10 protein-coding genes are annotated in these 12343 nt (G+C 38.1%); 1 reads left to right on the plus strand and 9 read right to left on the minus strand.

Going from position 1 to position 12343, the window contains the following annotated elements:
- Positions 1-135 precede the first annotated feature (135 nt).
- The 9 genes from rpsO to F9856_RS11185 form a co-directional block, all read right to left on the minus strand.
- Positions 136-405, minus strand: a complete 270-nt coding sequence (rpsO, locus tag F9856_RS11145; protein ID WP_002938849.1) for a 30S ribosomal protein S15 — start codon at positions 403-405, stop codon at positions 136-138.
- Between the two features lie 195 nt (positions 406-600).
- Positions 601-1878 carry a uracil-xanthine permease family protein gene (locus tag F9856_RS11150; RefSeq protein ID WP_202106645.1) on the minus strand — a complete coding sequence of 426 codons (1278 nt, stop codon included), beginning with the start codon at positions 1876-1878 and terminating at the stop codon, positions 601-603.
- A 241-nt stretch (positions 1879-2119) separates the two neighbouring features.
- The gene (locus F9856_RS11155; RefSeq protein ID WP_202106646.1) at positions 2120-4015 is read right to left on the minus strand and encodes a GmrSD restriction endonuclease domain-containing protein; all 1896 of its coding nucleotides are present in this window, start codon (positions 4013-4015) and stop codon (positions 2120-2122) included.
- A complete protein-coding gene (locus tag F9856_RS11160; protein WP_202106647.1) occupies positions 4012-5301 on the minus strand; it encodes a DUF262 domain-containing protein in 1290 nt (429 codons plus the stop codon). The genes F9856_RS11155 and F9856_RS11160 overlap by 4 nt, the downstream gene beginning before the upstream one ends.
- A 217-nt stretch (positions 5302-5518) precedes the next feature.
- A complete protein-coding gene (locus F9856_RS11165) occupies positions 5519-6469 on the minus strand; it encodes a helix-turn-helix transcriptional regulator (protein WP_202106648.1) in 951 nt (316 codons plus the stop codon).
- A gap of 33 nt (positions 6470-6502) precedes the next feature.
- Entirely contained in the window at positions 6503-7033 is a 531-nt protein-coding gene (locus tag F9856_RS11170) for a hypothetical protein (protein WP_202106649.1), read from the minus strand.
- A gap of 16 nt (positions 7034-7049) precedes the next feature.
- A complete protein-coding gene (locus F9856_RS11175) occupies positions 7050-8912 on the minus strand; it encodes an AAA family ATPase (RefSeq protein WP_236659617.1) in 1863 nt (620 codons plus the stop codon).
- Positions 8913-9155: 243 nt separating this feature from the next.
- Positions 9156-9665, minus strand: a complete 510-nt coding sequence (locus F9856_RS11180; RefSeq protein WP_002942154.1) for a hypothetical protein — start codon at positions 9663-9665, stop codon at positions 9156-9158.
- A 566-nt stretch (positions 9666-10231) separates the two neighbouring features.
- Positions 10232-11542, minus strand: a complete 1311-nt coding sequence (locus tag F9856_RS11185; RefSeq protein WP_202106650.1) for a nucleobase:cation symporter-2 family protein — start codon at positions 11540-11542, stop codon at positions 10232-10234.
- 216 nt (positions 11543-11758) lie between these two features.
- On the opposite strand from F9856_RS11185, the gene F9856_RS11190 reads away from it, so the two are divergent.
- Positions 11759-12340 (plus strand): xanthine phosphoribosyltransferase, encoded by a 582-nt coding sequence (locus F9856_RS11190; RefSeq protein ID WP_202106651.1) that lies wholly within the window; start codon positions 11759-11761, stop codon positions 12338-12340.
- The last annotated feature ends 3 nt before the right edge of the window (positions 12341-12343 follow it).

The raw sequence follows: 12343 nt of genomic DNA on the forward strand, positions 1-12343 counted from the left end.
AAGAACCTGAAAACAGGTTCTTTCTGAATTGAACTTCGGCTAGAAGCTATGCGAAATAGATAAATTTTCTGACAAGTAAACTTGTTGCAAAAATTTCCTAATTTCGCTGTGCTTCTCACGCCTCCGTATCTTATATTAACGACGGAGTCCGAGTGAGTGAATCAATTCACGGTAACGGTTTACGTCTGTGCGGCGTAGGTATGCCAACAAGTTACGACGGCGACCGATTTTTTTCATCAAACCACGGTAAGTTGCGTGGTCTTTTTTGTGTTGTTTGATGTGGTCGTTAAGGTGGTTGATTTCCCAAGTAAGTACTGCTACTTGTACTTCAACTGAACCTGTGTCGCCTTCATGACGAGCATATTGTGCCATGATTTCATTTTTTTTCTCTTTTGAGATTGCCATGATATGTTCTCCTTTGTTTTTGAGCCTGATCCGAGTGACAGGTTGGCGACCTGCAACCAAGAAAAAGCTAGATTTGTCCTTTTGGACCTCATTTATTCTATCAAGGAATGACTCTTTTGTCAACTGATTTGAGAAATAGCTGAGCTGCTCTGCTATTTTCAAAAAAAACCAGCCGGAGCTGACTTTCACTTTATCTTATTCTGCCTTTTCTGCTTTTGGTAAGATGAGGTTGAGGACGATGCCGACAATGGCTGAGAGGGCTGTTCCTGACAAGGTGATAGCACCAATGTTAAGAACTGCGCCACCGAGACCCAAAACTAACATAGAACTTGCGATAATCAGGTTGCGGACTTGACCGAAATCAACACGGCTCTCAATCAAAACTTTCAAACCGTTTGAGGCGATAACACCGTAGAGCAAGATAGACATACCACCAAGAACAGCACTTGGAATAGTTGAGATAAGGGCTGTAAATTTGCCCAAGAATGAGAAGGCAATGGCAATCAGGGCTGCATTGCGTATAACGGACACTGATGCGATGCGGGTCATACCGATAACCCCTGTATTTTCACCGTAGGTCGTGTTAGCAGGTCCGCCGATAAAGGCTGATACAGCAGTCGCCACACCGTCACCAATCAAGGTACGGCTGAGTCCTGGATCCTTCAAGAACTGGCGGCCACAGATTTGGCTGAGAACGGTGTGGTCACCGATATGCTCAGCTACTGTTACAACAGCAATTGGTAAGATAGCAATCATTTCTGGACCGAAGTAGAAATTGTAGGATTTGAAAGTACCTGTTTCAAATGGTAGGTAGAAACCTGGCAATTCAAACCAAGCTGCTTCCAGAACAGGTGTGAAATCAACTAGTCCGAGGAAGATGGCAATCACATAACCACCGATAATGGCAATCAAGAAGGGAACAATCTTGGCGAAGCCTTTCCCTTTGGTATTGACAAAAGCAGCAATCAAGAAGGTAGCAATAGCCGCTACGACATTTCTCCAGTCACCGTCTGCGACAAAGCCTGCCGAAGTCACGGCAGAATTGGCAAGACCGAGACCGATGACAATAATCATCAGACCGATAACAATCGGTGGCAAGAGGGTATCAATCCACTTAGTACCGATAACTTTGACCAGAGCCGCGGTCAACACGTAAATCAAACCGACGAAGAGAATACCTGTCTGAGCAGCTGACACATCGCCACCCATTTCCTTGATAGCAAGAGCCATAGCTGAGATGTAGGCGAAAGAAGAGCCTAGGTAAACCGGCACCTTGAACTGCGTCGCCACTTGGTAAATTAAGGTCCCGACACCTGATGCAAAGAGGGCAACCGATACGGGCATACCGAGAATCAGCGGCACCAAAATTGTCGCACCAAACATAGCGAACACGTGCTGGAAACTCAACAAAATCCCTTGAAGCGGGGCTGGTTTCTCATGGACATCAAACAAAAGATTGGCTTTTGTACTCATAAATCTCCCATTCTGGGTACACAAAAAGACCCAGACTTTCTAAATATACATAGTCATAGGCCCTTAATAATTTTTCCTGTTGTCTTTCTCACCTCACGGGATGAGTTTAAAAACCTACGCTTTTGGTATTGTAACATAAGCCCTTACTTTTGGCAAGGAATTTTGTAAATTTTTATTTTTCTTGGAGACAAGACTGGCAAACATAAGGGGAATAAACTGAAATTCAAAACTTCCGAAAAAATCAAAGTTTTTTCGTACAATCTATAAATTCCTTAACTAACATTAAGATCTTATCTTCATGCCCTCTGATTACCTCATTATTCCAATTGTCATCAGAATTTCCAGTAAGTTTAGCCATCCATTGTAGTTTTAGACTTTGGTTTCCGAATATATTTTCCCATTGGCTATACTTGGCCTGCGGTCTAGAGTTTCCAAACTTCGAATTTTGACTATCCGTGATAATACAGAGGTTTCCAAAAGCATGAAGCAGACTATCAGACATTCTTAACATCCCACTATCTTCAAAATTTGGATTCTGAGGATACCAATGTTCAACGGAACGACGATAAGTGAATCTAAAATTCCTTGAATCAAAAAAGTACTCCTGTAGATTATTTTGATTTTTCCATAAGACATAATCAACAAAATTGAAAGCATAGATAGGCATATTAGGGTAGCATCTAAATTTTTGACCATCTTCTGTAAATAACCGTCCTTCAGCATACCGAACTGCCAACGCTTCGAGAAAAAATACAAACTGGTGTCCAAATGCTTCATCTTGCAAATGCTCAACATTCTCGAATAGATAGACCAAAGTCTCATATAGCCAACGACTATCTCGATTTGATGTAAAGGTCACTGCAAACATAGACTGAAGCATGATAATGGTATCATTCACTGCCTTATCTGGAAAAGTATTATTCTCGAAATGTTCTTCTACAAAGTAATCTGTATTTTTCCGATTGTCTCTTTGATACTCATAGTAAGTACCTTTGCTAAGAAACCAGTCGTTTTTTGACCGCCTTGCTGTATCTTCGCTTGCATTTCTAATGACATAGTTATCAAATAGGTGTCTGATGCTTAATAAAGTTTCCGAGAAGTAAATGACCCAATCCCTTCCTTTTTCACTTACCGTAAAGACATCAAGTAGTTTCTTATCATCTAATTGAACATCTTGTGGGGAAATATTTTCAATAATAGAAACAGTATACAAGAGTAGTGTGTCAAAGTTAATAACGGTTGTATATTTTCCAGTTTCTTTGTCGTCTACGATGTCATCAAATACCAATGAACTTGAATCTTCTAGCGTATCCAATATACTTTTTTTTGAACAATTTGTGTTATCAACAAATTGATAGATATTGGCTAATTTATAATTTGAAAAATGCCAACCAAAAATGTTTTCTCTTTCTTTAAACGTTTCCTTTCTTTTCTTTCTCATTTGAAATGATTTAACTACCGGATTCTCGAAGTCTGCACAGGCATCCCAAATTTTAGCAAACTTAGCAGCTTCTTTATCATCAAGCTTCGCCATCAATTGAGCCTTAATAATTTCATGAGCTTCCAATTGCTCTCCTCTTGAATTAAACCGCTCAAAATAAAGATTCAAATCTAAGTCAGTAGGTAGCATATTTCTAAAAATGATGACGTGTTGAAAGAGGTACTCAGCATATACCGTCACTTCCATTTTAAACTGTTCGGACAGAATTTTATTGAGTGCTAATTTGGTGTTTTGGTAACCCCTAATAATCTCATCCATGTTCTCAAATGCAACACTACTATTTTCAAATAACTGTTGCAAAGAAGCATTGGACTGCTTACGTGCTTCAAAATTTAAGAGTTTCAAGCCAGGAATCTGAATGTGATACTCATTTCTCAAAACCAATGCCAACAAAGTCAAAGCTGTTGTTCTCTGTTGCCCATCAATAATATGGTACATATTTCCTTTTTGATGAACAACCAGTGTTCCGATGTAATAATCAGGACGCTTTTCACGTTCCTTGTAAGCATCTGCTATGTCAATAAGCAATTGCTCAATCTCATCATATGTCCATGAAAAATTTCGCTGATAAAGAGGAACAATGTATTCATCTTCAGTCAAAAGTTTTGTAACTGTCAAAGTAGCTGTCTTAGTCATTTATTAAGCTCCTCTTCTTCAAGAATTTTCTCCAAGGTAAAATGTTCAAATTGATCACGATTGATTTTCTGCAAAAAATCGCTTGGTGTACTAGCATGATGTAATAGCTGAAATAATTTTTGAACTGTACGCCGTTGAAAAATTCCACCCGCAGCATAATTGGCTAAAGTGCTATCATAAATGGCACGCGCTTTTATACGTGGATAATAGGCCCATATAAAAATTGTTTCAACAATATCTTTATCTAAAGCTCCCTGACCAAACCTATCCACAAAAAGTAACACTAAATTATCGAATAAATTACGATTCCGGTTATAACGTTGTTTAGTAGAATGTAAAATCTTTAGCATTTTGGAGTCTAAACTGAGATTTTCAAACCAAGTCTCTCTATTTTGAATCATTTTATGTGACTGATTAATATAAGAGAAAAAGTACTCTCCATCAATAATTGGCATCGTTAAAGAAATAGGATAATCAATATTTTGTTCTTTTAATAGTCTAAAGAGATTCAAATAAGGGTATTCGTTATGATGTAAACCGACACCTTTAAAATCATCGATAAAATCTTCTGTAAAGCGAAGGTATGAACCCTGACGACGTTTAGTCAACCCAGTTTCACCAATTGACCACCGCCGCACTCTAAAAAGATATTGGTTAAATAAATCTTTTAAATTAACCTTTTCGTCTGTAACAATTTTTTCCCAATTTTCGATCAAATCTTCACTGATTTCAGAGGCATTTCTCAAATGATAGGCTTTAAGCAGGTCGTGTGGCTCTAAAGCTTTTCCCCGATTATTTTGAGAATCAAAAAGTTGGAAAGCTTCAGATAATCGATTATGTGGCATTGTAATAACAGCAATTTCACAATTTTTAAGAAGAAAGTCACAAACTTTTTGCGCCTTTTCATCATCTAGGTCAATCAGTATTTTCCACTCTTCAAAATTTTCCTTAGCATGTTGACACGAAACCACGTCAAATTTTTGATTCAGTAACTGCCGAGCACCGATATAGTCATTCAACTTTCCTAAAGCCTGTAAAAATAATGCAATGGAAATTGTCCGTTGTTGTCCATCAACAATATCTAAAGTTTGTTTTTTATCGTGTAAAATAAGAGAACCAACTTGATAAATGTCCTTTTTAGAATCTATAACTTCTTTGACATCATAGAATAAGTGGCGAATGTGTTTTCGTTGCCATTTATAAGGGCGTTGATAATTTGGGATATGGAGCCTATTGTCCTTCAAAAGTTCCTCTAGTGTCATATGCCTCAAAGTAATATCGGTCATTCTGCTTATTCTCCTATTTTTTCTCTACACTTGCATTCGGAATCATTTTCGCATGCATTTCCGCAGCTGTTTTATCATAAAACGGTCCTACAATCGTATTTCCAAATTGATCTACCACAATCCATTCTTGCATATACTTCCCCTCCTTTCAATCAAGAGTTATAGTACTGATACAACCATTCTAATACACAGAGTGGACAAATAGTGTCCCCTATATCTAATTTTTATAGTTTTCTTGCATATTTTTGAGAAAATGTTTCATATCTTCTACAAGCGAACTCGGAGAAAGCACAGTTAGGGCATCCGCCTGACTCAGCAACCAACGTTTTAAGCCTGGTGTGTCTTGACTGAGAAATTCAATCACATTTCCCTCTGAGATTGTTTCGATAATCTTTGCTGTCGGAAATTGATCCAAGACAATGGTTGGATCGTAGCTAAATTTGACTCTTATAGTTATTTCTCGTCCCATAAAGGAATCCACGCGCTTATTCCGCACTTCGCCATCTCGAAACTTTTTGCCATAAGAAATAGCTGGCTTCTTCTCAGTCGAAAGTTTCCAGTCTAAAATCCGATCTAACTTTAAAGTCATATAGGATGAATGTTTTAGATTATAAGCTACAAGGTAAAAGTAATGACTATCGTAGTAGAGTGACACAGGAAAAACTGTGTGTTTCTTTTCTACATTGTAGGGAGATTGGTAGCGAATATCTAATACCAATTCCTTACGAATGGCCTCTGACCATTCCCAAATCTTATCAATTCTGTTTTGAGTATCTGATAGCGGGGCATAGTTTAATAGTTCACTAGCGATGATGGTAGAAATTTCTTTCTGCTCATCTTTCGATACCAGAGCAAACAAGCTATCTAAAACAGCCTTATTTTCTTCCTTATTCAAAGCACGATTTTCTAGCAAAATCTTAGAAATGGTTAGAATTTCCTTTTTGTTAAAAAGTGATTTCCCTTTCAAAAAGCGAGTATGGTGCTTAGAATCATAGGCTAACTCTGCTGCAATCATCGGCTGACTTTCGATAAATCCTCCTAGCAGAGCAAAATCTCTCTGAATTGTCTTCTCACTCACTCCAAATTCATCTGCCAACTGTGACTTTTTCAGATGTGCTCCTGATTGCAAACGTAAAAATATGATTAGTAGTCTTTCTTGGTCGTTCATATAAGCCTCAATTCTAACAAGATTATACCACTCTTAACAAGTCAAATTCAATAAATTTCCTTGGTAGAGAATCTTGCTTAATGAGTCGTTTGAATTATCAAACTCGCAACCAGTTACCAGTAATTTTCCGCCTGTTTCTAGATAACTTTCCAAAATTCTTGCCAACTTCTTCTGAATCGCATCGGTACTATTATAAAATTCTTCAATATTTTCAATCATCACAACATCAAATTCTTCTAGAAAATGAACATTTTGTACTATTTCTATAGCCAGACTGACTCCGACTACTCTTTTCACTTTCCTATTCATCTCTCGATAGTAAAATTCTATGTGGTCAACAAAGCTCTTTCTGATGTGATCAACATCTGAAATAATATATAAAAGTTGTCCGATATAGCTCTTTTGTGGGATTCCAAAAAAATCACTCACTTCCCGATTGATACTGTCAAAAGAGCTTCTCACCTTGGTATCCGAGTCCAAATTTCTGTATAGCAAATCGATAAATATTTCTAAAATTTCCATATCATTAAACACAGTATTTTCGTTCAAACCATTGTTATTCATGTGTAATTCCTTTCTTCTATCCCTGTAATCCAAAACCTATCAACCGTTGAGTTGATTCCAACTCTGATAATTCTTGAATGGCGTTCTTAATATCAGCTTCTATTACGACATTCAACTCTGTTTCATCCAAATCCCTCTTACCTATCCTTTCCATTACCCGAGTCGCCTGTTGATACAAGATAGCTTCTATTAATTTACGAACATAGCGTCCATTACCAAAATGTTCATTTCTAACACGACTCGAAAAGTGCGAGCGCAATGCACTCTCACAGCTCAATTCAATGGAATAGCCCTTATTACTCAACATCATTCTAAAAATTTCACACAGTTCGTCCACAGAGTAATCTTCAAAATGAATGATTTTTGAAATTCTAGATTGTAATCCCGGATTCGCATCTATAAAATTGTGCATCAAATCTTTATAACCGGCAAAAATAACAACTATCTCATTGCGACGATTTTCCATTTCTTGAATAATGGTGGGTATAGCTTCATTGGCAAAATCTCTTTCACTCTGTGGAATCAGACTGTAAGCTTCATCGATAAACAGTACGCCACCACTTGCACTATCAAATACCTTTTTTATTTTTGGTGCTGTTTGGCCAACATATTCCCCAATAAGGTCTGCTCTTCCAACCTCTACTATCCTATTTTCTGCGATCAATCCATGTTCATACAGGATTTCTGTATAAAGACGAGCTACCTCTGTCTTACCCGTCCCTGGATTTCCTGTGAATAACAAGTGCCCATTACTTTCTTCAACATGATAGCCTCTTTCTTTCCTCAGTTTCGATAGTTGTTCAAAAACAACTTGTTGTCTGATTAATTTTTTGACAGATTGAAGACCAATCATTTGATGCAGCCTCTTCTCAGCTTGACCACATTTGCTTTTAGATTGTTCCTTTTGCAAACTAAAGTGACTCAGATCCAGCAATCCATTTTCTTGACAATAATTGGTTGCCACCGCATACTCATGGATTCTCTGAACCATTCGTCGAATATCTTTTGCATTGTTGAGATTTGAAGCCTTTTCTACATACTCCCTAACAATTTTCTTGTCTATACTAATTCGTCTTTTTGATAAAAGTTGAATAGCAATTTCAACCAGTTCGTCATTTGTATAAGGAGGAAACTCGATTCTATTTACATTATAGTATTCCTCCTGTAATTCCATTTCTATTTTTTTAGCTTCTTCAGTCGATTGGGCAATTAGAATACAAATATTATTCTCCCTCTTCGCATTGATATTAGCGAAAAGTTCTAATTTAGGACGAGACCTTGCCTTAAAATAGTCATAAACAACTGGAAATTGCTTTTCATCAGTCTTAGGAAGAAAGTATTCACTACAATGAATATCAACCGCTTTCAAGTCGAACAAGCGTTCTAAATATTGGAGGGCATATTTTCGTCCACTGCCTTTTTGACCATTGAAAATTAAGAAAAACGGCTCTTTTGTATGCGATTCTAAATCATTTGATTGATAGTCTAAATAGTTAATAAGATGCTGAATGCTATTTTTAAAGTCGCTGAGTCCACTCATATTTTCTGACAACACATCTGCATTCGGAGTAAGACCTTGCTTATTTTCCTTTGATTGCTTCAATAAAAAATAACCAAATTCTCCCAACAGTTCACGTCCAACTTTGTCAATAAAATCATCCTCAGTTATTGAAGAATAGCCATCTAAATAGACATCCACTTCCCAAAGTGACTGAACCTTTTTTGCTATTTCTCGTTTTGTATTTGCAGCTCCCGTTACAATAAATAAATCTTCTTTTTCCTTCAAAAAATACATCCAATTATTTTCTTGTGCGAAAGATTCACTCGGTCGCTCTAGTTGCTGTACATCTCCCATTAGTTTTATGTGATAATAGTTCATTTTTACCCCTCTATTCTGATATTCTCAATAAGAAGTATATAAAAATAGATGGACAGAATATGTCCATCTTCGCTTATTATTAAACTTAAGTGTTATTTTATTTTCAGTGTAGCTTGGCTCAAGGGCAACACCACTGCTTAGAATTCCTTCAGTAAGACACAGACAGCACACTGTTCCGTTCATTCTCTCAATAGAAGACCTGCATTAGATTTTCAAAAAATAAATATACCCAAACAACTCTCCCTACTCCACACTCTTAATCCGTTTCTTAATCTTCTGGCTAAACTCAATCATTCTCCGCTTTTCCTCCGGCCAGATTTTGGTCACGCGGTCAACAGCAATTATGAAGATGATTACCGCAGCATAGTCCTTGGCTTTTTCAATCAGACCAACACTTTCAGCAACTACCAAAAGTAGATAGAATGTGAATAAAATAGTTCGTTTGGGTAACGCCATCAAAAACTCAATCCCTGCCTTATAGCCCAGATAAATCTGCCGATTAAGCCCTTTGGCCTTTTCCAAACGACGATTGAGAAAGGCACGAATCCGCTTGTAAAACCAATCCGAAGTCAGAAAAAGTGATTGGGCACCAATTACAATCAAAGAAACATTATTGGCATGTTCTTCCTTAAGCCCTAGTGCTCTAGTCACAACGTAGGTCCAATCACCATTATCAATACAGATAAAAATAGTAAAGTAAACAACCGCTCCCGCTACTATAACAAGGGGAAGTGCACGGATATATTTCAACATATAATAACCTCTCTTGGACAAATCTTAGAACCTATATTCATAAACAAAGTATTCTTATGCAAGAAATCGTTTTTGCTCATCAAGGCAATTTTTTGAAGGAATACTTGACTCTATCATCATTTAGTCTCACTTTATTACTTCGACGAGTAAAAAGCTCCTGTGGCAGTTTTCGCCTACCACCTAATTTGTCAGGAATCTCCTTTCCTTATCTCCACCTTCAAACACTCCAATGGAAGCGATGAACTGTGAACACAGGGTCTTATATATATTGTAATATGTTATACCAAGTACGGTCAAGTAGGGGCTAGAATTTCAGATACGACAACTGTACACCCTTAGCATTTTTTACTTACCCCAAAAAGGGGAGTGGGAAAGAACTCGACCAAGATAAAAAGAGTTCGTTTTCCCACCCCCGCACAGTTGATTAGGCCAGATTTGGAGTGCAAAACACGAACAAATCTGCCAATCAACCACTGCGCTGAGATGTTGACACGAACTCTGAGTAGTGGTCCTGGGCTTTTTGACCAGCCTTCTCTTTTCATCTAAGCAAACTAATAAAATAACTCTTATTTTTCCTCTTTTAACACCAGATTTAATACCAAGGCAGCCAGTGTCCCTGTTGAAATACCTGATGAGAAGACCATTTGAAGAGCTGATGGAAGATGACTCAATAATTCTGGACGAACGGTCACTCCAATCCCCAGCGCAAAGGCAATGGAAATAATCAAGAGCTCACGGTCACCAATTTTTACAGTTGCAAGAGTCTTAATCCCTTGGGCAGCAACCAAACCGAACATGATAATCCCAACACCACCAAGAACAGGCTGCGGCATGATGGAAATCAAAGCTGATAATTTTGGAAAGACGCCAAGTAGAGTCAAGATAATACCGGCTAAAATCATGACATGACGACTAGCAACTTTTGTCAAAGTAATGAGGCCAACGTTTTGTGAGAAGGCTGTATTTGGACCAGCACCAAAAATACCTGCAATCAAGGAACCAACTCCGTCTGCCAGAACACCATTTGCTGCCCGCTCAGAAGAAATCTTTTGATTTGAGGCTTCTCCAATGGCCATCATAATTCCCACCGTACCAATCAAAGATACGACATAGGCTGGAATGAAGGCTAGAATAGAAGATAGGTCAAATTTTACACCGTAATGGAAAATTTTAGGAAGAGCAAACCAGGCTGCTTCTCCTACAGCCGATAAATCAACTTTCCCAAGAAAAATACACAAGATATAACCAAAAACCATCCCAAAGAAGACAGAGGCTGTTTTCAACATTCCTTTACCATAATGATTTAATGCCAAAGTGAAAACCAAGACGATAAAGGCAATACCGATATTTTCAACTGAAGCATAGTCTGAAGCGCCAGCTCCACCAGCTGCCCAGTCCATACTAACTGGCATGAGGGTAATACCAATGAGGGATACAACAGTTCCTGTAATCAATGGCGGAAAGAAGCGCATCAAGGGTTTGACAAAACGACTGAGAGCAATCTCTACAAATGAACCAGCAATGGTTGCTCCTACAATACCTGCAATCCCGAGCTGGCTACCAACACTGATGGCTGGGTTGGCAAAGGTAAAGTCCGTCCCCATCATACCAGAGACACGTGAACCTACTGGCCCAACACCTTTAGATTGCAAAATGGTAGCAATACCAGCAACAAAGATAGAGGCTGATACCATAATAGAAGTATCTTCGACTGACAATCCTAAGGCACTTGCAACGACTAGAGGAACTGCGATGATTCCTGCAAAAGCTGCTAAAATATGCTGAAAAGCAAGCAAAACAGCCATCCCTTTTGGTGGTTGTTCATCAATTCCGTAAAGCATATCCGAAGAATATTCGTTTGTTATTTTCTGAGACATGATTTCTCCTTCTTTATTCCTAAATATTGGTATTAGTCTATCAGAAAACATGAACAATTTCAATACATTTCACTCCAACAAACACAGAACATTCGTATTTTTCAATGAATTTTGTCGATATATACAATATATCAACACAAAAATTCGTTTATTGTTTTGATTTTAGCAAAAAAATGCTATAATACACAAAAGTATCATTTGGAGGAGAAGATAAATATGAAAGCTTTGGAGGCACGCATTTTAAAAGATGGTCAGGTATTAGGAGAAAACATCTTAAAGGTTGACTCATTCTTGACCCATCAGGTTGATTTTCGCTTGATGAAAGAAATGGGGCAGGTCTTGGCAGATGCCTATCGCTCTAAAGAAATTACCAAGGTTGTCACGATCGAAGCCTCGGGTATTGCACCAGCCGTCTATGTTGCAGAAAGCCTAGATGTGCCAATGATTTTTGCTAAAAAACATAAAAATATTACCATGACCGAAGGCATTTTAACATCTGAAGTCTACTCCTTCACCAAGCAAGTCACCAGCACCGTTTCTATTGCTAGTAAGTTTTTGTCGCCTGAGGACCGTGTTCTAATCGTTGATGACTTTTTGGCCAATGGACAAGCTGCTAAAGGCTTGATTGACATTATCCAACAGGCCGGAGCTCAGGTAATTGGCGTTGGTATCGTCATCGAGAAGTCCTTCCAAGACGGCCGCCAAGTCTTGATAGATGCAGGTGTCCCTGTTACTTCTCTCGCTCGTATTGAAAAATTTCAAGATGGACAGGTTGTTTTTGCAGCTGCGGATATTTAAAAG

This window comes from Streptococcus suis (assembly GCF_016743335.1).
GTDB classification, from domain to species: Bacteria; Bacillota; Bacilli; order Lactobacillales; family Streptococcaceae; genus Streptococcus; species Streptococcus suis_Y.

Coding starts and splice junctions, on each gene's coding strand:
- rpsO (WP_002938849.1), bottom strand. CDS start 405: ATGGCAATCTCAAAAGAGAAAAAAAATGAAATCATGGCACAATATGCT.
- F9856_RS11150 (WP_202106645.1), bottom strand. CDS start 1,878: ATGAGTACAAAAGCCAATCTTTTGTTTGATGTCCATGAGAAACCAGCC.
- F9856_RS11155 (WP_202106646.1), bottom strand. CDS start 4,015: ATGACTAAGACAGCTACTTTGACAGTTACAAAACTTTTGACTGAAGAT.
- F9856_RS11160 (WP_202106647.1), bottom strand. CDS start 5,301: ATGACCGATATTACTTTGAGGCATATGACACTAGAGGAACTTTTGAAG.
- F9856_RS11165 (WP_202106648.1), bottom strand. CDS start 6,469: ATGAACGACCAAGAAAGACTACTAATCATATTTTTACGTTTGCAATCA.
- F9856_RS11170 (WP_202106649.1), bottom strand. CDS start 7,033: ATGAATAACAATGGTTTGAACGAAAATACTGTGTTTAATGATATGGAA.
- F9856_RS11175 (WP_236659617.1), bottom strand. CDS start 8,912: ATGAACTATTATCACATAAAACTAATGGGAGATGTACAGCAACTAGAG.
- F9856_RS11180 (WP_002942154.1), bottom strand. CDS start 9,665: ATGTTGAAATATATCCGTGCACTTCCCCTTGTTATAGTAGCGGGAGCG.
- F9856_RS11185 (WP_202106650.1), bottom strand. CDS start 11,542: ATGTCTCAGAAAATAACAAACGAATATTCTTCGGATATGCTTTACGGA.
- F9856_RS11190 (WP_202106651.1), top strand. CDS start 11,759: ATGAAAGCTTTGGAGGCACGCATTTTAAAAGATGGTCAGGTATTAGGA.